Raw genomic sequence first — 23658 nt, 5'->3', positions numbered from 1 at the left:
TTTATCTCTTCTTGGCGTTCTAAATTTGAACGCGTTCAGTTTTGCAGCTTATGCGACTTTTGTTTAATTATGGATTTGACATCCCTCAATACGCTGTTACCATTTCGCTAATGAAAGCGCTTTGGGTGGGGTTTTTCGGGAGGATACGGTCAAAGATAGCTGTTTTCGGATTGTATTTAATAGTGATGTGATTTCAATTGCTGTATGTTTCAGCAATTCGGGGAACATGTATTGAAAGCTCTAGTAGAGTTGTTCTGGTTTAAGTATTCTCAGCTTCAATATGCTGTGAAATCTGGAAATGAAAAACTCGTTTCCATGCTGGACAGGGAAATCGAACCGGCCCTGGAGACCGTGTTGCAGAAGGAGGCCAGCAACGCCTCCGAACTCCGCTCCCAGTTCCAGTTGATTGTGGATCTTCTCCGGGACGAATCGGAAGACCGGATCTGCGTGCTCCGGCAGGCGCACAATCTCAAGTTTCTGCTGGACCGCTATTTCGGCACCGAGGAGGCGGCCGGCCCGTTCGGGCTTACGCAATCCGAAGGCATGCGTCCCCTCGCGGCGGCACGTGTCGTCGAGGACGGCCTGCTCAACGAGGCGATCCTCGACAGCCTGCCGGATCGCGTCGCGGTCATCACGACGGACTATCGCTACCTCTATTCAAATCCGTTGAACGCCGGACGTTTCAGCCTAAAGCCCATCGATCTCGTCGGGCGCCATATCGTGGAATTCATCGGCTTTCATCGATTCGAAAGCAGCATGAAGCGGAACCTCGATCGTTGCTTTGCCGGGGAGGTGGTCGAGTACGACTATGTTTCTTCCCGCCGGGGCAATGGCGCCACCCGCTGCCGCATGACACCCTGCCTGTCGGCTAGCGGGAGCGTGCTCGGCGCCATCCTCGTTCTCCAGGAAGAGCTCTCCTCGCGCAGTCCCGTAGCCGCATGAGGCTTACGAGGCGAGCTTCGTTCCGCGCAGCATGAACTGCTGCTCGAAGGCGATGTGACGCCGGATCGATTCGAAGAAGCCGCGGAGCATGTAGCCTGCGGCTTCGGCGTTCACGGTTTCATCGCCGCTGCCGAGCCGCGTCAGCGTGTCCGTCAGTTCTTCCGCAAAGCACTCGTCCTCGACATGCTCGAATTTTAGCCGGGCGATGGCTTCGGCCAGTTCCTGTTCGCCGGCGTTCCTGGTTTCCAGCATCGGGAAGAGGGCCTCCTCTTCGTAGCGATGGATGCCGTTGATCAGCGGGATCAGGGATTTCGCCGCGTAGATGCATTTCTGCCGGTTGATGTTGGCCGGGAGGCTGTCGGCGATTTCCTCCAGCGCCGTACACAGCGACAGTTGCGCGTTGTGGGCCTGTTTCAGCCAGTCGAGGGAAACGGCGTCCGTCGGGCGATCCGAGAGCAGCCGGGCGATGCCTGTATAGTCCGTCATGTCGTGCCTCCTCGTTCGGGCAAGCGCCGCGGTCATTTCGGCCCGGCTGCGTCAAGCTGTCTCTAGATGCCGTTCGCTTCCTTCTGCCGCCTTGATCCATGTCAAGGATGCTGGCATGCGCATCTGCGAATGCTCACTGGAGCGTAATGGCCGATTCCGCGCGGGAGCCGGTCGCTGCGAATGATTTACGAGTTGGGGGATGCCAACGATGAAATATGTAACGGAAACGATAGCCCTGGCCGTGGGGGCGTTCTTCGCGCTGCTCGGCGCGGCTTTTGCCAAGGACAGGCTCTTCGAGGCCCATATGTGGGTCCTGTTCTTCGTGCTGCTCGCCAGCACGCTCTTCATGGTGCGGCGTATCTCTTTCGCCCCGGCCAAGGTCACGACGTCATCTGGGGGTGACGACGTCTATTTCGACGAGGTCGTCAAATACGGCGTCATCGCCACCGTGTTCTGGGGCGTCGTCGGCTTCCTGGTCGGCGTCGTGGTGGCGCTCCAGCTGGCCTTCCCCGATCTCAATATCGAGCCGTGGCTGAACTTCGGGCGCACGCGTCCGCTGCATACCTCGGCCGTTATCTTCGCCTTCGGCGGCAATGCGCTGATCGCCACGTCCTTCTATGTCGTGCAGCGCACCTCGCGCGCCCGCCTGTTCGGCGGCAATCTCGGCTGGTTCGTGTTCTGGGGCTATCAGCTCTTCATCGTCATGGCCGCCACCGGCTATCTGCTCGGCATCACGCAGAGCAGGGAGTATGCCGAGCCGGAATGGTATGTCGACATCTGGCTGACCATTGTCTGGGTCGCGTACCTCGTCGCCTTCCTCGGCACGATCATGACCCGCAAGGAACCGCACATCTATGTGGCGAACTGGTTCTTCCTGTCGTTCATCGTGACGATCGCCATGCTGCACATCGTCAACAACCTGGCGATCCCGGTTTCGTTCCTCGGCTCGAAGAGCTATTCGGCCTTCTCCGGCGTGCAGGATGCCCTGACCCAGTGGTGGTACGGCCATAACGCGGTGGGCTTCTTCCTGACGGCCGGCTTCCTCGGCATGATGTACTACTTCATCCCGAAGCAGGTGAACCGTCCGGTCTATTCGTACCGCCTGTCGATCATCCACTTCTGGGCCCTGATCTTCATGTACATCTGGGCGGGTCCTCACCACCTGCACTATACGGCTCTGCCTGACTGGGCGCAGACACTCGGCATGGTGTTCTCGATCATGCTCTGGATGCCCTCGTGGGGCGGCATGATCAACGGCCTGATGACGCTCTCGGGCGCCTGGGACAAGATCCGTACCGACCCGATCGTCCGCATGATGGTCATGGCCGTCGCCTTCTACGGCATGGCGACCTTCGAAGGTCCGATGATGTCGATCAAGTCGGTCAACTCGCTCAGCCACTATACGGACTGGACGATCGGCCACGTGCATTCGGGTGCGCTCGGCTGGAACGGCCTCATCACCTTCGGCGCGATCTACTTCCTCGTTCCGAAGCTGTGGAAGCGCGAGCGGCTCTACTCGATCCGCATGGTCAACTGGCACTTCTGGCTCGCAACCCTCGGCATCGTCGTCTACGCCGCCGTCATGTGGGTCGCCGGCATCCAGCAGGGTCTGATGTGGCGCGAATACGACGAGCAGGGCTTCCTGGTCTACTCGTTCGCCGAAACGATCGCCGCCATGTTCCCGTACTACGTGCTGCGTGCCGTCGGCGGTGGGCTGTTCCTCCTTGGAGCACTCATCATGGCCTACAACGTGACCATGACAATCCTTGGCTACCAGCGTGACGAGGCTCCGATTCCGGGTGCCGTGCCCGCCCTCCAGCCGGCTCAATAGGAGGTGGATTGATGTCCATTCTTGATAAACACGCCATCCTCGAACGAAACGCGACGCTTCTGCTTGTCGGTTCGCTCTTCGTGGTCACCATCGGCGGCATCGTCGAGATCGCCCCGCTCTTCTACCTCGAGAACACCATCGAGAAGGTCGAAGGCATGCGGCCTTACTCGCCGCTGGAGCTTGCCGGTCGCGACATCTATATCCGCGAAGGCTGCTACACCTGTCATAGCCAGATGATCCGGCCGTTCCGCGACGAGGTCGAGCGCTACGGGCATTACTCGCTGGCGGCGGAATCAATGTACGACCATCCGTTCCAGTGGGGCTCGAAGCGCACGGGACCGGACCTTGCCCGCGTCGGTGACCGCTACTCGAACGAGTGGCACGTCCAGCACCTGATCGAGCCGCGCTCGGTTGTGCCGGAATCGGTGATGCCCAGCTACGCGTTCCTGAAGGAAACGACGATCGAGGTGAAGAACATCGCCATGCATCTCGAGGCCAATCGCGGCGTCGGCGTGCCCTATACGGACGAGATGATCGCCAACGCCGAAGCTGACCTCAAGGCGCAGGCCGACCCGAACGCCGATACGTCCGGCGTCGAGGCCCGCTACCCGAAGGCCAAGTTCGGCGACTTCGACGGCGATCCGGCGAAGCTCACCGAAATGGATGCGCTCGTCGCATATCTGCAGATGCTCGGCACGCTGGTGGACTTCTCCACCTATGATGACGCAGCCGGTTACCGCTGAGGAGGACCCCATGGAAACCTATACCGCCATGCGCGCCTTCGCCGACAGCTGGGCACTGCTCGCCATGACGCTGTTCTTCGTGGCTGTCGTTTTGTTCACCCTTCGCCCCGGCGCCCGCAAGGCGGCCGAACGGGCGGCTGAAATCCCTCTCAAGGAGGACTGATCATGGCCGAGAAGCATATCGACGAAATCTCGGGCGTCGAAACCACCGGTCACGAATGGGACGGGATCAGGGAACTGAACAACCCGATGCCGCGCTGGTGGGTCTGGACGTTCTACGTCACGATCCTCTGGGCGATCGGCTACACGATCTTCTTCCCGGCCTGGCCGCTGATCTCGGATGCGACCAAGGGCACGCTCGGCTGGTCGAGCCGCGCCAATGTCGCGGCTGAACTTGCCAGCGCCAAGGACGCGCAATCCGGCTTTGTCGACCAGATCGCCAAGTCGTCGCTGCAGGAAATCATGGCCGATCCGCAGCTGTCGCAATTCGCGATTGCCGGTGGCGCCTCCGCCTTCAAGGTCAACTGTGCCCAGTGCCACGGCTCGGGCGCAGCCGGCTTCCCGGGCTTCCCGAACCTCAACGACGACGACTGGATCTGGGGCGGAACCGCGGACGACATCTACTACTCGATTGCCCACGGCATCCGCCATCCGGGCGACGAGGAGACCCGCACCGCGGAAATGCCGGCCTATGGCGACATTCTCCAGCCGGAGGAGATCAAGCAGGTCGCGGCCTATGTCGTCAGCCTGACGGGCACGCCGTCGGATGCCGGTCTGGTCGAACCCGGCAAGCAGATCTTTGCCGACAACTGCGCCGCCTGCCATGGCGACGACGCCAGGGGCAACCGCGAAATGGGGGCACCCGACCTTGCCGATGCCATCTGGCTGAAGGGCGAGGGGGAAGCTGCCATTGCCGCCCAGGTCCGGGCACCGAGGCACGGCGTCATGCCGGCCTGGCTGCCGCGCCTCGGTGAGCCGACCGTCAAGCAGCTTGCGGTCTTCGTCCACTCGCTGGGCGGCGGCGAGTAAGCGCCGCATACCAATAGGCAAAAGAAGAAAGGCCGCGGTTTCCGCGGCCTTTCTTTTTGAGGATGTCTGGGGATCCGCCGCCTGACCCTTACGCCACCACGGTGTTTCGCCCTGCCGATTTGGCGCGGTAGAGGTTGCGGTCCGCTGCCGCGAGTGCTTCCACCGGGTCGAAGCGGGGCGCGCAATGGAAGGCGCCGATGCTGATGCCGAGCGCGATCCGGATTCCGGCCGGTGTCTGAAGGTCTATGGCTGCCACCGCCTCGCGGATCGTCTGGGAATGATCCAGCATGCGCTCGGGCGATGCCTGGTGCAGGAACACGGCGAATTCTTCCCCGCCGAGCCGGCCGACGATATCGTTTCCACGGGAAAGCCCGGCCAGAACTGTCCCGATGGCGCTCAGCGCCTCGTCGCCGGCTGCGTGGCCGAAGCGGTCGTTGACCGACTTGAAGTGATCGACGTCGATGAAGAGCAGGCCGCCATGCACGCCGGCGCGGCTTTGCGCTTCCAGTTCCGCCATGAAGGCAGCCCGGTTGAGAACTCCGGTGAGCGCGTCCCGTTGCGCCTGATGCTGCAGGCGCGCATAGGCTGCGGCAAGCTCGTCCCTTGCCTGCGCCAGCGCGAGGTTCGCGGAGCGCAGTTTTTCCGCCTGGTAGAAATGGGCGAGCGAGGCGGGAATGGAGATCGCGATCGGGCAGACGATGGTCATGACGAGCCCGGCACCAGCCACCTTGCCGCCCAGCATCGGTACGAAGGCGAAGCTGATCAACAGCGACGCCAATGTGGAGAGCACCGCGATGGCCAAAGTCTTGCCGAGGATTCTATACATGGAACGAGCCTGCGCCTGATTGAACCGCAGGCTCTGACTAGGAGCGTCTGGTTGATAAAGGCTGAATTCCTCCGGTAAAAGTCGCCCCGTCTATCATATTGAGTTTATTGGACGTATTTACCGATCGGACCAGACCGCAAGCTCGTAGCCGTCCGGGTCGGTAAACTGGAAACGCCGGCCGCCAGGGAAGTCGAAAATCGGCTTGACGATCGTTCCGCCGGCGGTTTCGACACGGGTGAGGGCGTCTTCCAGATCGACGGCGAACAGGATGACGAGCGGCCCGCCGGATGCCTGGACCGGCGCCATCGTCGTGAAGCCGCCGGTGAGGCGGCCGTCCTGGAACTCGCAATATTGCGGGCCGTAGTCCGTAAAGGTCCAGCCGAATGCGCCTCCATAGAAGGCCTTGCTCCTGGCGATGTCCGTGACATTGAACTCGATATAGTCGATCTTGCGGTCCGCACCCTTGCTGCTCATCGCCGTATCTCCTCTTCTTCCATCAGTCTTGCCAGCGCATCGATGTCCCGCGCCACATGGGCGGCATCCTGCTCGAACGCCGCCGCAGCAGTGTGAACATTACCTCTGCCCCGTCGCCGTTCGGCACGATGCGCAATGCGTTCTCCACCTTGATGCCGCTCGGCAGCGTCACCGTGTGATCGATGACGCCGAAGTCGTTCTGCGGCGCAAAGCGCACGCGCACGATCCCGATCGGTCCACCATCGGCGATCCAGTCGTCGCCGTCGCGCGTGAGGCCGGATGCAAGTCCCGAGGCCCATAGTGGCATGTTTTCGGGCTTTGCGGCAAAGGCGTATACAGCGCGCCAATCACGCTGGATGGTCCGGTGTATGATGCGGGCGGGCATGGTCGTCATGGGTATCTCCGTTTGGCTCGTTCAAGCTGCGGGTACAGGCTAGGCGATTGTCCGGGTCGAGAATCGTGTCGCGGGACGGGGAGAGATGCTTTCCGACCGCGGCCGGGCCGAAAAAGCCCTGTTGTGAGCAGAGCAAATCGACGCAGCCACGCGGTCCGGCAGTCCCCGTTCGACCGGTTTCCCAGCGGCGCGTCTTGCGTCCATGCATGCGGAAACATGCCGCAAAGCCCTGGAAATGCGGCGAACTTGCGGTAGCTGCCGTCGCGCCTGGCCAGGATCGTTCCGGTCATTGCGTCCTTCCTATGCGGCAACCCGCCACGTCCTGCTATGTATGAAACTTGACGTAGATCAACGATGGGGCCCCCCGTTGGGGTCATTGTGATAGCACAACGACAGGTGCGGCCGATCCTATGCAACAGAATTCTACCACCATCTACAGTTCCGTCGAACGCCACGAGGCGGAGCCGGTCAATTCGGCGAAGGTGCGCAAGCCACTCTACGAGAAGCGCAAGAAGATTTTCCCGAAGCGCGCGGAAGGCCGTTTCCGGCAGTTCAAATGGCTGGTGATGCTGGTCACGCTCGGTATCTATTACCTGACGCCGTGGATCCGGTGGGATCGCGGCCCCCATGCGCCGGATCAGGCTGTGCTGGTCGACCTTGCCGGCCGGCGCTTCTATTTTTTCTTCATCGAGATCTGGCCGCAGGAATTCTTCTTCGTGGCGGGGCTGCTGGTGATGGCGGGGTTCGGCCTGTTCCTCGTCACCTCCGCCGTGGGCCGCGCCTGGTGCGGTTATGCCTGTCCGCAGACCGTCTGGGTCGACCTGTTTCTTGTCGTGGAGCGGGCGATCGAGGGCGACCGCAATGCGCGCATCAAGCTCGATACCGGCCCATGGACGTTCGACAAGATCTGGAAGCGTGTCAGCAAGCACACGACCTGGCTGGTGATCGCGGTGGCGACCGGTGGCGCCTGGATTTTCTATTTCGCCGATGCGCCGACGCTGCTCGTCAATTTCGCCACGCTGCAGGCGCCGCCCGTCGCCTACATCACCGTCGCCATCCTGACGGCCACGACCTATATTTTCGGCGGGCTGATGCGCGAGCAGGTCTGCACCTATATGTGCCCCTGGCCGCGTATCCAGGCGGCGATGCTCGATGAAAGCTCGCTCGTCGTAACCTACAACGACTGGCGCGGCGAGCCGCGCTCGCGGCATACCAAGAAGGCGGCTGCCGCTGGGGAGACCATCGGCGATTGCGTCGATTGCAATGCCTGCGTCGTCGTCTGTCCCATGGGCATCGATATCCGCGACGGCCAGCAGATGGAATGCATCACCTGTGCGCTCTGCATCGATGCCTGCGACAATGTCATGGACAAGGTCGGCAAGGAGCGCGGCCTGATCGCCTATGCGACGCTTTCGGATTATTCGGCCAACATGGCGCTGGCGACGGCCGGTGGCACGGCCGCGATCGATCCTGCACGGGTGCGCGATGCCGGCGGCAAGTTCGACAACAAGATCAAGCATTTCAACTGGCGCATCATCTTCCGGCCGCGCACGCTGCTCTATTTCGGCGTCTGGTCGCTGGCAGGCTTTGCGCTGCTCTTTGCGCTCCTGTCGCGCGATCGGCTGGACCTCAACGTCATCCACGACCGCAACCCGCAATTCGTCGTCGAATCGGACGGCTCGATCCGCAACGGCTATGGCGTGAAGCTGCTCAACATGATTCCCGAGCCGCGCGTCATCACCGTCTCGATCCACGGCATGCCGGGCGCCACCATGAAGATCGCCGGCCATGAGAATACCGATGGCCGCAGCGTCGACGTTCCGGTCGATCCTGACAAGGTGACGGCGCTGCGTGTATTCGTTACCCTGCCGAAGGACCGGCTTGCAGAAGCAACAGACGGTTTCCAGATTGTCGCCGAGGACCGGCAGGGCCACGAGCAGGACGCCTATTCCGCCAACTTCAACACGCCGGGAGTAAAGTGATGACCACGGAGCGCAAGCAGCAAGGGTTCGTTTTCACCGGATGGCACATGGCGGGTGTCATGGTGCTGTTCTTCGGGACCATCATCACCGTCAATCTCATCATGGCCTGGAACGCCTCGAACAGCTGGAGCGGCCTCGTGGTGCAGAACACCTATGTCGCCAGCCAGCAGTTCAACGGCAAGGTGGCGGAGGCGAGGGCGCTCGCCGCCAGCGGCATCGAGGGCGAGCTTGCGATCGAAGGCGCCCGCATCACCTATCGCGTTGTCGATGCCAAGGGCGCGCCGCTTGCTGCCGACGAGGTGTTGGCCGTGTTCAAGCGCCCGGTGGACGAGCGCAAGGATTTCACCGTGGCTCTCATGCCGGACGGGTCGGGGCTCTTTGTCTCCGAGCGGGAGGTTCCCGCCGGCCAGTGGATCATTGATATCAGCACGAAGAACGACGGTGGAAAGGTGTTCCACCAGACCCTTCGGATGGTAGTTGCAGGAGGCACGAAATGAGCTGCTGCGCGCCGGGTACGGAAGGCGCTGTCGACGCTGAAAGGGCGCTGCACGCCTTGCCTTCCTCGGAAGAGCTGTTGCTTGCCAGCCGTCTGGTCGGCGAGGGGCTGCGCCAGAGTGACCTCGGCGTGCCGGGCGTTCATTGCGGCCTCTGCATCACCACCGTGGAAAACGCGCTGAATGCGCTGCCGGAAGTGGCGCGCGCTCGCGTAAATCTCTCCACGCGCCGTGTCTCGGTCGTGTGGAAGGAAGCGGTCGATGGCCGGCAGACGGACCCGCAGGCGATAGCCGCCGCCATCCGCGCCACGGGCTATGACACGCACCTGTTCATGCTCGCCGCAGAAGGCGACGACCGCTTGCGCAACCAGCTCATCCGCGCCGTGGCCGTTTCCGGTTTCGCCGCGACGAACATCATGCTGCTATCGGTGTCCGTCTGGTCCGGTGCGGAGGCCGCGACGCGCGACCTGTTTCACTGGATTTCCGCCTTCATCGCCGGCCCGACGCTGATCTATGCCGGTCGCTTCTTCTATCAATCCGCCTGGAATGCGGTCCGCCATGGCCGCACCAACATGGACGTGCCGATCGCGCTCGCCATCACGCTGTCCTATGTCGTCTCGCTCTGGGAAACCCTGCACAGCGCCGAACATGCCTGGTTCGACGCGACGGTGAGCTTGCTGTTCTTCCTGCTCATCGGCCGCACGCTCGACCACGTCATGCGCGACCGTGCCCGCTCGGCCATCACCGGCCTTGCGCGCCTTTCGCCGCGCGGCGCAATGGTCGTGCGGCCGGATGGCTCGCGCGACTACCGGACCGTCGAGGAGATCGCCGTCGGTGAACATCTTTCCATCGCGGCCGGTGAGCGCATTCCGGTCGATTGCCGCGTCATCACCGGCGCAAGCGACATCGACCGTTCCATCGTCAATGGTGAGAGCGCCCCGCTTTCGGCGACGCCCGGCACCCGGCTCGAAGCGGGCGCGATGAACCTTACCGGTTCGCTGGTCGTCGAGGCCGTCGCGACGGCCCGCAACTCGTTCCTGTCGGAGGTCATCGGCCTCATGGAGGCGGCGGAAGGGGGCAGGGCGCGCTATCGCCGCATCGCCGACCGGGCCGCGCAGATCTATTCGCCTGCCGTGCACCTTCTGGCGCTCGCCTCCTTCCTCGGCTGGGGCTTTTACGACGGCGACTGGAAGCATGCCATGCTCGTCGCCATCGCCGTATTGATCATCACCTGCCCCTGTGCGCTCGGCCTTGCCGTGCCCGTCGTGCAGGTCGTCGCGGCGGGCCGTCTCTTTGCCGGTGGCGTCATGGTGAAGGACGGTTCCGGTATGGAACGCCTTGCCGAGATCGACACCGCCGTCTTCGACAAGACCGGCACGCTGACGCTCGGCAAGCCGCGCCTCGTTGGTCGCGACAAGGTCGATCGAGCCAATCTGGCGCTGGCGGCGGCGCTCGCGGTTCATTCCCGCCATCCGCTTTCCGTTGCACTGGCAGGCGCCAATGCGGGGCCGGCGCCCTTCATCGATGCTGTGACGGAAGTGGCCGGCGGCGGCCTCGAGGCCGTCATGCCGCAGGGTGTGCTTCGCCTCGGGAACCGCGCGTTTGCGGCCGGCAGGGCCGCGACGGGCGAGGATGAGCACGGGCTGTCGGAGGTCGTTCTGGCGCGCGACGGCGCGGTGCTGGAAGTCTTCCGCTTTGAGGATGCGCTACGTGCCGGCGCGAACGAGGCCGTCACCGCCCTGAAGCAGGATGGCGTCGAGATGGCCATCCTCTCGGGGGACCGCGCGCCCGCCGTGTCCCGGATCGCCGGCATGCTCGGCATTGCCCGCTGGGGCGCCGGGCTGTCGCCGCGTGAAAAGACGGAATCGGTCGCCGAACGGGCTGCTGCCGGTCACCGTGTGCTGATGGTCGGCGACGGCATCAACGATGCGCCCGCGCTTGCCGCCGCCCATGTCTCCATGGCGCCCGCGACGGCGGCGGATGTCGGCCGGCAGGCGGCGGACTTCGTCTTCCTGCATGAAAGCCTGGAGGCCGTGCCCTTCGCCGTGGAGACCGCGCGCCGCGCCGGCCGCCTGATCCGGCAGAATTTCGCACTCGCCGTCACCTACAATGTCATCGCGGTTCCGATCGCGATCCTCGGCCATGCGACGCCGCTGATCGCTGCCATAGCGATGTCCACATCGTCGATCATCGTGGTGGTGAACTCACTGCGCCTGCGTGGAAAATTGCCGGCCTTCGCGATGCGCGCGGCAAACGAGGCCCGGAGGGGCAATCCCATGGCGCTAGCTGCATGAACACGCTGATCTTCCTCATCCCGATCGCGCTTTTCCTGGGCGCGCTCGGCCTCGGCGCCTTCCTATGGTCGCTTCGAAGCGGCCAGTACGACGATGTCGAGGGCGCCGCCTGGCGGGTTCTCGATGATGGTGACGACAAGCCGGGACGCTAGGCCTGTTGGCGGCTAAAAACCCGCAAAAGCCAAACAATCCCTTGTCGTAAATCGATTTGAATGCCAAAACACCACCGCTGGAGCCTAGGCTCCAAACTCTCTTTTTGCGCGGCGTTTCCGGCATGGGCCCGGAAAATCTCCCCGCCGCGCCATCCTACGGAGGTATTATCGTGGCACAGGCGGAAATCGGGCTTATCGGTCTCGGCGTGATGGGGTCGAACCTTGCGCTCAACATTGCCGAAAAGGGCAACAAGATCGCGGTCTTCAACCGCACGGTCGCGCGCACCAGGGAATTCTACGAAGAGGCAGGCGACCTGAAGGGCCAGATCGTGCCCTGCGAGACGATCGAAGAGTTCGTCGCCGCCATCCGCCCGCCGCGTCCGATCATCATCATGATCCAGGCCGGTGCTGCCGTGGACCAGCAGATGGAACTGCTGCGCCCGTATCTCGAAAAGAACGACATCATGATCGATGCCGGCAACGCGAATTTCCGCGATACGATGCGCCGCTTCGATGCGCTGAAGGATTCCGGCCTCACCTTTATCGGCATGGGCGTTTCCGGCGGCGAAGAGGGTGCACGCCATGGCCCGTCCATCATGGTCGGCGGCACGGAAGACTCGTGGAAGCGCGTCGAGCCGGTGCTGACCTCGATTGCCGCCAAGTACAAGGACGATCCGTGCGTCGCCTGGCTCGGCGAGAACGGTGCGGGCCATTTCGTCAAGACCATCCACAACGGTATCGAATATGCCGACATGCAGATGATCGCCGAAATCTACGGCATCCTGCGCGACGGCCTGAAGATGAGCGCCTCCGAAATCAGCGCCGTCTTCGGCGAATGGAACAAGGGCCGCCTTGAATCCTACCTCGTCGAGATCACCGAGAAGGTGCTCGCCGCCAAGGATCCGATCAGCGGCAATCCGATCGTCGACATGATCCTCGACAAGGCCGGCCAGAAGGGCACGGGCAAGTGGTCCGCCATCGAGGCGCAGAACATGGGCGTGCCGGCCACCGGCATCGAGGCGGCCGTTGCCGCCCGTTCCATCTCCTCCTTCAAGGGTGAGCGCGAAGCGGCTGAAAAGATCCTCGGCCTGCCGGATGTTCCCGCCCTTGCAGTTGCCGACAGGGCGGCCTTCATCAAGGATCTCGAAAGCGCACTGCTCGCCGGCAAGATTGGCGCCTATGCGCAGGGCTTCGCCGTCATGTCCGCTGCCTCGAAGGAATATGACTGGAACCTGCCGATGCCGACGATCGCCAGGATCTGGCGCGCCGGCTGCATCATCCGCTCGCAGTTCCTCGACGCGATCACCAGCGCCTTCACCAAGACGCCGGATGCGGCGAACCTGATCGTCACCCCGGCCTTTGCCGATATGGTCAAGGAAACCGACGGTGCGCTGCGCCGCGTCGTTTCCACCGCCGCCCTGCATGGCCTGCCGGTTCCGGCTCTGGCGTCGGCGCTCGGCTATTTCGACAGCTACCGCCGCGGCCGCGGCACGGCGAACGTCATCCAGGCCCAGCGCGACTTCTTCGGCGCGCACGGCTTCGACCGTGTCGATGGCGCCGACAGCCACCACGGCCCCTGGGGTTCCGGCCTCAACGGCTGAGGTTGGGTGAACGCTTGAAGTCAGAAGGCCCGGTCGCGAGACCGGGCCTTTTGCTTGATTGGAAGTCTGCGCGGGATCAGGCGTAAAGGCCTCGAAGGTGAGGGCCGGCCGCACCCTCCGCTGCCGCTGCCGGTGCAAGTTCGACCGAGGCGCTGGGCGGCGGCATTCTCGTGCCCACAGCAAAGAGGATCGCGCTAAGCACCGCGAAGCCGGCGAAGAGAAGGAACATGCCTGGACCGCCGAAGAGGCCGAGCATGAGGCCGCCCAAGGTCGGCCCTACGAAATTGCCGATGGTCGAGAACGAATGGGCTCCGAAATAGCTGCCCCTGTTGCGCTCGTTCGAGATGCCGTCGACGAGCAAGTATTCGGACGGAACGACCAGGATTTCTCCAATCGTGAAAACGACCATTGAGATCGCCAGGCCCCACAAGCCGCTGGACGCAAGGAAGCCGAGCTCGGCGGCAAGGAACAGCAGGCAGCCGATCACCAGCGCATTCAGCGCGCCCGCGCGCTCGATGAAGCGACGGGCGAACGGATTTCCGATCAGGACGACAGCGCCATTGATCGAGACGATATAGGCGAAAATCTCCACGCCGCCGGCGATGCTGCCGGAGAGATAAGGAGCAAGGGTGGCCGACCATTGGCCGTATACCGCAAGCAGAAAGGTGCCGCCGCCGACGAAGAAGGCAAGACGGGGATCGCGGATCGCAGTCTTGATGCTCTCAAGCACCGATGCTCCGGGCGCGGAGGCCGGCTCGGCTCCGCTGCGGTGAAGGGGAACCTTCAACAGGTGCAGGGCAAGCGCGAACAGCGCATAGACAATGCCGGCAAGGATGAAGAGCATCGTGGAGGCCGCGCCTGCCGCGATGCCGATCAGCGGGCCGACGGCAAAGCCGAAATTGATCGCGGTGTAGCGCCAGGAGAAGTATTTGAGGCGCAGCGGTTCCGGGCATACGTCGCTCATCAGGGCGCGGGAAATCGGCTCGTTGATCGCGATGGCGACGGCCGCGACGATCTGGGCGAGGCAGAATGCGAGAACCGTCTGGGCGACGCCCATCCCGACCATGGCAAGGGCCATGGACAGAAGCGTCAGTGTCAACACGGTCTTGCGCCCCACCTTGTCCGACAGGGAGCCGGCGAACGGGGCCGCGACCGCCCCCACAAGCGGGCCGATACCAAGCAGCATGCCGATCATGGCCGGTCCGAGCCCGAAGGACTGCTGCAACTTGATGGCAAGGAACGAGAGCGTCATCGCCCTCGCGACGTTCACGAGACCTGCGCCGGCGACGAGGAACAGCACATAATTCAGTCTTTGTTTTTCGTCGTTCATGCTCGACCTCTCGTTTGCCCGTTACGCTCGTTCCGATTCAGTCGGCGGCCTTGCGATGCCGCAAAATGCGGCCGCCTGCAACAGCCACAGTTGGCCACGCGGCAGAATGAGATGGAGGGTGGCGGATGATGCGTCAGGCTTCGTCTGTCGGGATCGGATAGCTCAGCGTCTGCAACTCTTCCGGCGCTATGCCTTCGATGCGGGCAAGCACCGCTTTGGCCAGTTCCCGTCCGGCAAGGCGGATGTCCTCGCGCATGGTCACGACCTCGGGGCGCAGCCATTGCAGCAGCATGTGCGATTCCTTTGAGACCAGGTCGACATCCTGCCCGAGCTTGCGGCCGCATGCTTCGAGCGCGGCGACGAGCGCCACTGCGCCGGAGCCGCTGCCCGAGACGATGCCGTCAGGCGCGTCGGGCGCGCCGAACATCGCTTCGGCCACCTTGCGGATATCGACAAGGCTGGTGTCGAGATTCACCTCGTTGAACGGCAGGGCCGTCGCGCCGAAATCGCGGATGCCCTTCTCGAAGCCTGCGCGCATGTGCAGGTAGAAGGTGAGGTAAGGCGGCGGCTGGAGCAGCACCAGCCGCTTGCGGCCGCGCTCGACCAGCTTGCGCACCGCCTCATAGGCAAAGCGCTCGTTGTCGAAATCGTGATAGGGGTGGGCAAGACCCATTTCCGTGCGGCCATGCGTGACGAAGGGGAAGTTGTGTTCCATCATCAGCGCGACGCGCGGGTCCTTGGGCTCGGTGCGTGAAATGATCACGCCGTCGGCAGCCCCCGTCTCCAGCACGTAGCGCACGGGATCGAGCGCATTGCCCTGCGTGCGGTAGGGCGTGACCACGAGATGGTATTGCGTCGAGGCGAGGATTTCCGAAATGCCGACGACCATCGGGCTCGTTAGGCCCATGATCTCCTCTTCCAGGCTGAGGATCAGGCTGATGACATTGGTCTTGCCGGTGCGAAGGCGCACGCCCGCGCGGTTCGGCTGGTAGCCGATCTGGCGCGCGACGAGGCGCACGCGCTCCTTCGTCTCGCTGCTGATGTCGGGCGCGTCTTTCAGTGCCCGCGAAACGGTGGTGATGCCGAGGCCGGTCATGAAGGCGATTGTCTTCAGCGTCGGCCGCTCGCCGGAATGTGGAAGTGCCGCTGTCTGGCCCTCGCTCATCTTCCTGTCCATGCCTGTCCGCCATTTCTCCGTGTGAGCGGCTGGTTATACTTTTTTAATCCCGGCCGCTACTCCCTCGGGAGAGCGTGCCTAAATCTGTAACGATACAGGTGGTTTGTCGAGATGGAATTTGCGAAACCGCTATGATTGTGGAGCGCCTGATGAGTGTTGCGCCGCAAAGCCGTAATTTGTGCGCCTGCGAGATTTGCGCCGTTCACGGCTTTCAATTTACCTTTAAATATTAATGTTTTTCAATGATTTGATTTGTTTTCTTCTTTCTGTTTTCCGCTGGCGACACAGCCGTCTTCGAGGAGGAAAATCTGCCGTGGAAAGAAATCGTGTAAATGCAGATGCACCCCGGTTGCAGGATTAAATCGATTGGACTAAGTTTTTACTGCAACGTTTCAGTGAGGGAGGAGACTCATGAAAATTCGCTCTATGGCTGCTGTTCTGGCAGCGACCGTGGTCCTGCCGTTCGCCGCAGCCAATGCGACCGATCTGGAAGTAACCCATTGGTGGACGTCCGGCGGGGAGGCCGCGGCGGTCGCCGAGCTGGCAAAGGCATTCGACGCAACGGGCAACAAGTGGGTCGACGGCGCGATCGCCGGTTCGGGCGGCACGGCGCGCCCGATCATGGTCAGCCGCATTACCGGCGGCGATCCGATGGCGGCCACGCAGTTCAACCACGGTCGCCAGGCCGAGGAACTGGTCGAGGCCGGGCTGATGCGCGACCTGACGGATGTCGCCATGCGCGAGAACTGGAAGGAGGTCATCCGCCCCGCGAGCCTGCTGGAAAGCTGCACGATCGACGGCCGGGTCTATTGCGCTCCGCTCAATATCCATTCCTGGCAGTGGCTCTGGCTGTCCAATGCCGCCTTCGAGGCGGCCGGCGTCGCGGTGCCGAAGAACTGGGACGAGTTCGTCGCGGCCGCACCGGCGCTCGAAAAGGCGGGCATCGTGCCTCTCGCCGTGGGCGGACAGGCCTGGCAGACTGCCGGCGCGTTCGACGTCCTGATGCTTGCCATTGCGGGCAAGGACACGTTCTACAAGGTCTTGAAGGACAAGGATGCGGAAGTGGCTGCTGGTCCCGAGGTCGCCAGGGTCTTCAAGGCGGCCGACGACGCGCGCCGCATGTCCAAGGGCACCAATGTGCAGGACTGGAACCAGGCCACCAACATGGTGATAACCGGCAAGGCCGGCGGCCAGATCATGGGTGACTGGGCGCAGGGTGAATTCGCGCTTGCCGGCAAGGTCGCCGGCACGGACTACACCTGCCTGCCGGGGCTGGGCATGAACGACGTGATCGCCACGAGCGGCGACGCATTCTATTTCCCGGTCCTCAAGGACGAGGAAAAATCGAAGGCGCAGGAGGTTCTGGCCTCCACCCTCGTCAGTCCGTCTGCGCAGGTCGCCTTCAATCTGAAGAAGGGCTCGCTGCCGGTGCGCGGCGACGTCGACCTCGCCGCCGCCAATGACTGCATGAAGAAGGGCCTGGACATCCTTGCCAAGGGCAATGTGGTCAATTGGACCGACCAGTTGCTTTCGGCCGACACCCAGAAGCAGAAGGAAGACCTCTTCTCCGAATTCTTCGCCAACGCATCGATGACGCCGGAAGACGCGCAGAAGCGTTTTGCCGACATCATCGCTTCGGCGGAGTGATCAGGCGCGCGTGACGACGGCCGGCGGCAGGGCCGCCGGCCGTCCACCCCTGACGAGGACCAAGGAGGATTGACCCATGACGGGCCAGGTACACACCGGTCGCCCCGGCAGATTGCTGCGCAATCTCAATTCCAAGATTGCTTCCATTCCCATGATCCTCACCGCCGTCGCCATCTTTCTCGGCGGCACGGTCTGGACAGTGGTCTACTCGTTCACCAATTCCAAGCTGCTGCCGAGGGCGAAGTTCGTCGGCTTCGATCAGTACGAGCGCCTGTGGGACGCGCCGCGCTGGATCATCTCGATCCAGAACCTGGCGATCTACGGCCTCTTCACGCTGGTCTTCAGCCTGGTGATCGGCTTCCTGCTCGCTGCGCTGATGGACCAGAAGATCCGCTTCGAGAACACGTTCCGCACGATCTTCCTTTACCCCTTCGCCCTTTCGTTCATCGTCACCGGCCTTGTCTGGCAATGGGTCCTCAATCCGGAATTCGGCGTGCAGTTCGTGGTGCGCTCGCTGGGCTGGGAGAGTTTTACCTTCGATCCGCTCTACAATTCCGAGATCGTCATCTACGGCGTGCTGATCGCCGGGCTCTGGCAGGGCACGGGCCTCGTGATGTGCCTGCTGCTGGCGGGCCTTCGCGGCATCGACGAGGATATCTGGAAGGCCGCGCGCGTCGATGGCATCCCGATGTGGAAGACCTATCTCTTCATCGTCATTCCGATGATGCGCCCCGTCTTCATCACCACGCTCGTCATCATCGCGAGCGGCATCGTCAGGGTCTACGACCTCGTGGTGGCGCAGACGAGCGGCGGGCCGGGCATCGCCTCCGAAGTGCCGGCGAAATACGTCTACGACTACATGTTCCAGGCGCAGAATCTGGGGCAGGGCTTTGCCGCTTCCACCATGATGCTCGTCACCGTCGCCATCATCATCGTGCCCTGGGCCTATCTGGAATTCGGAGGACGCAAGCGTGGCTGACCTCGCCCCCCTAAAGCCCGGCGCGGAGCCCTGGGGCGCAAAACCCCGCCGCACGCTCTCCGGCCGCAACATCATGCTGTACGGCACGCTTCTCGTCGCGGCGCTCTACTATCTGCTGCCGCTCTACGTGATGGTCGTCACCTCGTTGAAGGGCATGCCGGAAATCCGTATCGGCTCCATCTTCTCGCCGCCGCTGGAGGTGACCTTCGAGCCCTGGGCCAAGGCCTGGGCCAGCGCCTGCACCGGCCTCAACTGCGATGGTCTTTCGCGCGGCTTCTGGAACTCGGTGCGCATCACCATCCCCTCGACGCTGATCTCGATCCTCGTCGCCTCGGTGAACGGCTATGCGCTGGCCAACTGGAAGTTCAAGGGCGCCGACATCTTCTTCACGATCCTCATCGTCGGCGCCTTCATTCCCTATCAGGTGATGCTCTACCCGATCGTCATCGTGCTCAGGGAAATGGGCATCTACGGCACGCTCACCGGCCTCGTCATCGTGCATACGATCTTCGGCATGCCGATCCTGACGCTGCTCTTCCGCAACTACTTCTCCTCCCTGCCGGAGGAGCTGTTCAAGGCGGCGCGCATTGACGGGGCGGGATTCTGGCAGATCTATTTCCGCATCATGCTGCCCATGTCGCTGCCGATCTTCGTCGTGGCGATGATCCTGCAGATCACCGGCATCTGGAACGACTTCCTGTTCGGCGTCGTTTTCACCCGGCCGGAATACTACCCGATGACCGTGCAGCTCAACAACATCGTCAACTCCGTCCAGGGGGTGAAGGAATACAACGTCAACATGGCCGCGACTTTGCTCACCGGCGCGGTTCCGCTCATCGTCTATTTCGTGTCGGGACGCCTGTTCGTCCGCGGCATCGCCGCCGGCGCAGTCAAGGGTTAAGCCATGCAGAATTCCGTATCCATCAGGGACCTGTCTTTGAGCTTCGGCGCGGTTACCGTGCTGGAAAGCCTCAATCTCGACGTCGGCAACGGCGAATTTCTCGTGCTGCTCGGCTCGTCCGGTTGCGGCAAGTCGACCCTGCTCAACTGCATTGCCGGTCTCCTTGAGCCGACCGGTGGACAGATATTCATCAAGGACAGGAACGTCACCTGGGAGGAACCGAAGGACCGCGGCATCGGCATGGTGTTCCAGTCCTATGCGCTCTATCCGCAGATGACGGTGGAGAAGAACCTCTCCTTCGGCCTTCAGGTGGCAAGGATGCCCCGGCCGGAGATCGACAAGCGCATCGCGCGCGCCGCAGAAATCCTGCAGATCGGCCCACTGCTCAAGCGCAAGCCCGCCGAGCTTTCCGGTGGCCAGCGCCAGCGCGTGGCGATCGGCCGGGCGCTGGTGCGCGATGTCGACGTCTTTCTGTTCGACGAGCCGCTGTCCAACCTCGATGCCAAGCTGCGCTCGGAGCTGCGCGTGGAAATCAAGCGGCTGCACCAGTCGCTGAAGAACACGATGATCTACGTCACCCATGACCAGATCGAGGCGCTGACGCTGGCCGACCGCATCGCCATCATGAAGAGCGGCGTCATCCAGCAGCTTGCAGATCCGAACACGATCTACAATGCGCCGCGCAACATGTTCGTCGCCGGCTTCATCGGCTCGCCCTCGATGAATTTTTTGCGCGGCGAGATCGTGGAGCGGGGCGGCAAGCCGGTCTTCACGACGAACGGGGTGGATTTTTCGCTCGACGGCTATGCGGCCGGCGAACCGCTCCGGCAGGGGCGCAAGGTCGTGCTCGGCGTGCGGCCGGAACATGTGAAGGTCGATGAGGACGTTCCGGGGGCAAAGACCCATCAGGCAACCGTCGATATCGAGGAGCCGATGGGTGCGGACAACCTGCTCTGGCTGAAACATGCCGGCCACACCATGTCCGTTCGGGTCGGCGGCGCGCGTCGCTTTGCGCCCGGCAAGGCGGTGAAGCTCGCCTTCGACATGAGGCTCGCGTCGCTGTTCGATGCAGACACGGAGGAGCGGATCTAGCGGCAACCTGCCACGCATAGGTTCACGGACAATGCCATGACCCAGACAACCGACATCACCGCCATCGACCTTTCAGGCATCTGGAGCCTCACCAGCACCGACGCGGCGCACAGCGCGCCGATGCGCGTGCCGGGCGACGTGCACAGCGCGCTGCTTGCCGCCGGTCTCATTCCCGATCCCTATTCCGGCCGCAACGAGCGGGACGTGCAGTGGGTGGCGCAGAAGGACTGGGCGATCGAGCGCAGCTTCGACGTAACGCCCGAAATGCTGGAAGGAAACTGGTATCTCGACATCGGCAGCATCGACACGGTCGCCTCCGTCTATGTGAACGGCGTGCTGGTTCTCGATACCGACAATTGCTTCCGCCGCTACCGGCCGGATGTCAGCACTGCGCTGAAGGCCGGGCGGAATGGCCTGAAGGTGCTGATTCATTCGAGCATCGCGGCGGGCGCCAGCCGGCAGGCCGAGCAGCCGTTTTTCGTGCCGTGGCATCCCGGCAATTCGCCGATCCCGAACGGCAACATGCTGCGCAAGCCCCAGTGCCATTTCGGCTGGGACTGGAACATCGCCATCGCGCCGCTCGGCATCTATGGCGAGATTGCCCTGCGCAAGCTGGACGTCGCGCGCATCGAGCATGTCACGACCCGCCAGTTCCACCATGCCGACGGGGCCGTCGACCTCTACGTCACCGCTACCCTCCATGCCGAAACGCCGGGCATCCTGCCGGTGCATTTCGCCCTCGGCGAGGAGCGGGTGCGGCTCGATATCGGCGTTCGGGACGGCGAGACGCAGCTCACCCACATGTTCCGCATCGAGAAACCGGCGCTCTGGTGGCCGGCGGGCCATGGCGAGCAGGCGATTTATGCCTTGCGCGTCGAAACGCCAACGGAAACGGTGGTACGCCGCATCGGCCTACGACGGGTCGAGTTGATCACCGACAAGGACGAGGCGGGCAGCCGCTTTGCCCTCAAGGTCAACGGCCGGGAAATCTTCTGCCGCGGCGCGAACTGGGTTCCCGCCGACGCGCTGCCCTCGCGCATCACGCCGGCCGGCGTGCGCGATCTCCTGCAATCGGCCGCCGATGCCAATATGAACATGATCCGCGTCTGGGGCGGCGGCTTCTACGAGCCGGACTGGTTCTACGACCTCTGCGACGAACTCGGCCTGATGGTCTGGCAGGACTTCATGTTCGCCTGCAACCTCTATCCCTCGACCGGCGACTTCCTCGACAATGTCGCCGCCGAGGTGGAATATCAGGTGCGGCGGCTGTCTTCGCACCCATCCATCGTGCTGTGGTGCGGCGACAACGAGCTGGTCGGCGCGCTGACCTGGTTCGAGGAAAGCCGAAACAACCGCGACCGCTATCTCGTTTCCTACGATCGCCTCAACCGCACCATCGAAGTGGCGATGAAGAAGGCGGCGCCCGGCGCCATCTGGTGGCCGTCCAGCCCTGCCTCCGGCTATCTCGATTTCGGCGATGCCTGGCATGCCGACGGCTCCGGCGACATGCACTACTGGTCCGTCTGGCACGAGAACAAGTCCTTCGACGACTACCGCAGCGTGCGACCGCGCTTCTGCTCGGAATTCGGCTTCCAGTCCTACACCTCCATGCCGGTCATGAAGACCTTCGCGGAGCCAAAGGACATGAACATCGCCTCGCCGGTGATGGAGAGCCACCAGAAGAATGCCGGCGGCAACGAGCGCATTGCTGGCACCATGTTCCGCTATTTCCGCTTCCCGAAGGATTTTGCCAGTTTCGTCTATCTGAGCCAGATCCAGCAGGGCCTCGCCATCCGCACCGCCGTCGAATACTGGCGCTCGCTGAAGCCCCATTGCATGGGCACGCTCTACTGGCAGCTCAACGATACCTGGCCGGTCGCCTCATGGTCGAGCCTCGACTACGGCGGCAGCTGGAAGGCGATGCACTACATGGTGCGCCGCTTTTTCCAGCCGGTCACTGTGGCCGCCATCCCCTCGAAGGACGGCGAGACCATCGGTTTTTCCGTGGTCAACGACACGGCGGAAGCCGTGACGGTGACGCTCGATACCTGGCTCGTCTCGCTCTCCGGCGAGCGCCGGCCCTATCGCAGCGCCGAAGGCGCGTGCGGGCCGGACAAGGCGGAGATGCTGTTCTCCGTCTTTGCCGCCGATCTGCCGGAAGACATGCTGCTCTTCTGGTCTTTCGCGGCCTCGAACGGCATGCGCGGTGAGGGGCACCACGTCTCGGTCAACTACAAGGCGCTCGATCTGGAAGCCTCCGGCCTGACGCTCGACGTCGCGCCGCGCGACGACGGCGCCTTCGCCGTGACGGCCTCCGTCACCAGCCTTGCGCTGCATGTCATGCTCGAGGCCGACGTTGCGGGCCGCTGGTCGGACAATGCCTTCGACCTGACGGCCGGCGAGCGCAGGACCGTCATCTTCACCCCGGCCACAAGTGGCGCGGTTCCCGAATTCCGCTGGCTCGACCTTCATTCGTGCCAGACGCAACCCGACTAGAACGAGGAGACATTCATGCAGACAGTCAGCTTCCAGCTCTACAGCGCCCGCAACTTCCAACCGTTTACCAAAGTGTTCCGTGTCCTTTCGGAAGCGGGATACAAGGAGGTTGAGGGGTATAGCGCGCTCTATGCCTCGCTCGACGATGCGGCCATCCGGCAGGTGAAGGCCGATCTCGACAGGAACGGCCTTTCCATGCCGACCGCCCATTTCGGCATCGACATGCTGGAGGCTGAGCCCGGCCGCGTGCTGGAGATTTGCCGCACGCTCGGCATCGAGGCGGTCTATTGCCCCTACCTGCTGCCGGAAGAGCGGCCGACGGATGCGGCCGGCTGGCATGCCCTCGGCGTGCGCCTGCAGAAGGCCGGCGAGCCGATACGCGCGGCGGGCCTGACCTTCGGCTGGCACAACCACGACTTCGAGTTCTTCACCCTGCCTGATGGCACGGTGCCGCAGGACCATATCTTCGCCGGCGGGCCGGATTTGGCCTGGGAGGCGGATATCGCCTGGATCGTTCGCGGCGGGGCCGACCCCTTCGCCTGGATCCAGAAATACGGCAGCCGCATCACCGCCGTGCACGTCAAGGACATTGCGCCGAAGGGCGAGAATGCCGACGAGGACGGCTGGGCCGATGTCGGCCACGGCACCGTTCCGTGGGCGGATCTCGCCAAGGCGCTCGCCGGAACGCCGGCCAGGCATTTCATCGTCGAGCATGACAATCCGAAGGACATCACCCGGCTTGCCACCCGCTCGATCGCCACCATCAAGGCATTTTGAGGACTGACCGT

General features: G+C 63.0%; 21 protein-coding genes and 1 pseudogene. 16 read left to right on the top strand and 6 right to left on the bottom strand.

Features of this window, described 5'->3' with window-relative positions; all coding sequences use genetic code 11:
* The first annotated feature begins 204 nt into the window (after nucleotides 1-204).
* On the top strand, nucleotides 205-942 hold the full coding sequence (locus WA950_RS14255) for a PAS domain-containing protein (RefSeq protein ID WP_424552350.1): 738 nt from the start codon (nucleotides 205-207) through the stop codon (nucleotides 940-942).
* Nucleotides 943-945: 3 nt separating this feature from the next.
* Here the strand turns inward: WA950_RS14255 and WA950_RS14250 are convergent, their stop codons facing one another.
* Entirely contained in the window at nucleotides 946-1428 is a 483-nt protein-coding gene (locus WA950_RS14250) for a hemerythrin domain-containing protein (RefSeq protein ID WP_424552349.1), read from the bottom strand.
* A gap of 208 nt (nucleotides 1429-1636) precedes the next feature.
* On the opposite strand from WA950_RS14250, the gene ccoN reads away from it, so the two are divergent.
* Genes ccoN through ccoP form a run of 4 tightly spaced genes read left to right on the top strand, consistent with a single transcriptional unit; the run spans nucleotide 1637 to nucleotide 5031 of the window.
* Nucleotides 1637-3259 carry a cytochrome-c oxidase, cbb3-type subunit I gene (ccoN, locus tag WA950_RS14245; RefSeq protein ID WP_424552348.1) on the top strand — a complete coding sequence of 541 codons (1623 nt, stop codon included), beginning with the start codon at nucleotides 1637-1639 and terminating at the stop codon, nucleotides 3257-3259.
* Between the two features lie 11 nt (nucleotides 3260-3270).
* Nucleotides 3271-4002 (top strand): cytochrome-c oxidase, cbb3-type subunit II, encoded by a 732-nt coding sequence (gene ccoO / locus WA950_RS14240; RefSeq protein WP_424552347.1) that lies wholly within the window; start codon nucleotides 3271-3273, stop codon nucleotides 4000-4002.
* A 10-nt stretch (nucleotides 4003-4012) separates the two neighbouring features.
* On the top strand, nucleotides 4013-4165 hold the full coding sequence (locus WA950_RS14235; RefSeq protein ID WP_424552346.1) for a cbb3-type cytochrome c oxidase subunit 3: 153 nt from the start codon (nucleotides 4013-4015) through the stop codon (nucleotides 4163-4165).
* A gap of 2 nt (nucleotides 4166-4167) precedes the next feature.
* Nucleotides 4168-5031: a cytochrome-c oxidase, cbb3-type subunit III gene (ccoP, locus tag WA950_RS14230; RefSeq protein WP_424552345.1), complete on the top strand. Its 864-nt coding sequence runs from the start codon at nucleotides 4168-4170 to the stop codon at nucleotides 5029-5031.
* Nucleotides 5032-5119: 88 nt separating this feature from the next.
* Here the strand turns inward: ccoP and WA950_RS14225 are convergent, their stop codons facing one another.
* The 3 genes and pseudogenes from WA950_RS14225 to WA950_RS14215 form a co-directional block, all read right to left on the bottom strand.
* A complete protein-coding gene (locus tag WA950_RS14225) occupies nucleotides 5120-5857 on the bottom strand; it encodes a GGDEF domain-containing protein (protein WP_424552344.1) in 738 nt (245 codons plus the stop codon).
* A gap of 117 nt (nucleotides 5858-5974) precedes the next feature.
* Nucleotides 5975-6331, bottom strand: coding sequence for a VOC family protein (locus WA950_RS14220; RefSeq protein ID WP_424552343.1), 357 nt, complete (start codon nucleotides 6329-6331; stop codon nucleotides 5975-5977).
* Nucleotides 6328-6725, bottom strand: a pseudogene (locus WA950_RS14215) (SRPBCC family protein). The gene WA950_RS14220 and the pseudogene WA950_RS14215 overlap by 4 nt, the downstream one beginning before the upstream one ends.
* 410 nt (nucleotides 6726-7135) lie before the next feature.
* On the opposite strand from WA950_RS14215, the gene ccoG reads away from it, so the two are divergent.
* The 5 genes from ccoG (at nucleotide 7136) to gndA (ending at nucleotide 13248) form a co-directional block, all read left to right on the top strand.
* The gene (gene ccoG, locus WA950_RS14210; RefSeq protein WP_424552342.1) at nucleotides 7136-8707 is read left to right on the top strand and encodes a cytochrome c oxidase accessory protein CcoG; all 1572 of its coding nucleotides are present in this window, start codon (nucleotides 7136-7138) and stop codon (nucleotides 8705-8707) included.
* Nucleotides 8707-9204 (top strand): FixH family protein, encoded by a 498-nt coding sequence (locus tag WA950_RS14205; RefSeq protein WP_424552341.1) that lies wholly within the window; start codon nucleotides 8707-8709, stop codon nucleotides 9202-9204. Before ccoG ends, WA950_RS14205 begins: the two co-directional genes overlap by 1 nt.
* Entirely contained in the window at nucleotides 9201-11495 is a 2295-nt protein-coding gene (locus tag WA950_RS14200; RefSeq protein ID WP_424552340.1) for a heavy metal translocating P-type ATPase, read from the top strand. The genes WA950_RS14205 and WA950_RS14200 overlap by 4 nt, the downstream gene beginning before the upstream one ends.
* Nucleotides 11492-11647, top strand: coding sequence for a cbb3-type cytochrome oxidase assembly protein CcoS (gene ccoS, locus WA950_RS14195; RefSeq protein WP_424552339.1), 156 nt, complete (start codon nucleotides 11492-11494; stop codon nucleotides 11645-11647). The genes WA950_RS14200 and ccoS overlap by 4 nt, the downstream gene beginning before the upstream one ends.
* A gap of 170 nt (nucleotides 11648-11817) precedes the next feature.
* Nucleotides 11818-13248: an NADP-dependent phosphogluconate dehydrogenase gene (gndA, locus tag WA950_RS14190; RefSeq protein ID WP_424552338.1), complete on the top strand. Its 1431-nt coding sequence runs from the start codon at nucleotides 11818-11820 to the stop codon at nucleotides 13246-13248.
* Nucleotides 13249-13324: 76 nt separating this feature from the next.
* Here the strand turns inward: gndA and WA950_RS14185 are convergent, their stop codons facing one another.
* Both WA950_RS14185 and WA950_RS14180 read right to left on the bottom strand, forming a co-directional pair.
* The gene (locus WA950_RS14185; RefSeq protein ID WP_424552337.1) at nucleotides 13325-14578 is read right to left on the bottom strand and encodes an MFS transporter; all 1254 of its coding nucleotides are present in this window, start codon (nucleotides 14576-14578) and stop codon (nucleotides 13325-13327) included.
* Nucleotides 14579-14711: 133 nt separating this feature from the next.
* Nucleotides 14712-15743, bottom strand: a complete 1032-nt coding sequence (locus WA950_RS14180; protein ID WP_424552336.1) for a LacI family transcriptional regulator — start codon at nucleotides 15741-15743, stop codon at nucleotides 14712-14714.
* A gap of 423 nt (nucleotides 15744-16166) precedes the next feature.
* On the opposite strand from WA950_RS14180, the gene WA950_RS14175 reads away from it, so the two are divergent.
* The 6 genes from WA950_RS14175 (at nucleotide 16167) to WA950_RS14150 (ending at nucleotide 23647) form a co-directional block, all read left to right on the top strand.
* Entirely contained in the window at nucleotides 16167-17402 is a 1236-nt protein-coding gene (locus WA950_RS14175) for an ABC transporter substrate-binding protein (protein ID WP_424552335.1), read from the top strand.
* Between the two features lie 76 nt (nucleotides 17403-17478).
* Nucleotides 17479-18381: a carbohydrate ABC transporter permease gene (locus tag WA950_RS14170; protein ID WP_424552334.1), complete on the top strand. Its 903-nt coding sequence runs from the start codon at nucleotides 17479-17481 to the stop codon at nucleotides 18379-18381.
* Nucleotides 18382-18454: 73 nt separating this feature from the next.
* On the top strand, nucleotides 18455-19282 hold the full coding sequence (locus WA950_RS14165; RefSeq protein ID WP_424552413.1) for a carbohydrate ABC transporter permease: 828 nt from the start codon (nucleotides 18455-18457) through the stop codon (nucleotides 19280-19282).
* 3 nt (nucleotides 19283-19285) lie between these two features.
* Nucleotides 19286-20374 (top strand): ABC transporter ATP-binding protein, encoded by a 1089-nt coding sequence (locus tag WA950_RS14160; protein WP_424552333.1) that lies wholly within the window; start codon nucleotides 19286-19288, stop codon nucleotides 20372-20374.
* 36 nt (nucleotides 20375-20410) lie between these two features.
* Nucleotides 20411-22870: a beta-mannosidase gene (locus WA950_RS14155; RefSeq protein ID WP_424552332.1), complete on the top strand. Its 2460-nt coding sequence runs from the start codon at nucleotides 20411-20413 to the stop codon at nucleotides 22868-22870.
* A 15-nt stretch (nucleotides 22871-22885) separates the two neighbouring features.
* Entirely contained in the window at nucleotides 22886-23647 is a 762-nt protein-coding gene (locus tag WA950_RS14150; protein WP_424552331.1) for a sugar phosphate isomerase/epimerase family protein, read from the top strand.
* Nucleotides 23648-23658: the final 11 nt, after the last annotated feature.

The sequence above is a fragment of the Shinella sp. genome (assembly GCF_049651085.1).
Classification (GTDB): Bacteria; Pseudomonadota; Alphaproteobacteria; order Rhizobiales; family Rhizobiaceae; genus Shinella.
Note: the sequence above shows the minus strand (reverse complement) of the source record. Positions and strands in the feature narration are given on the sequence as shown.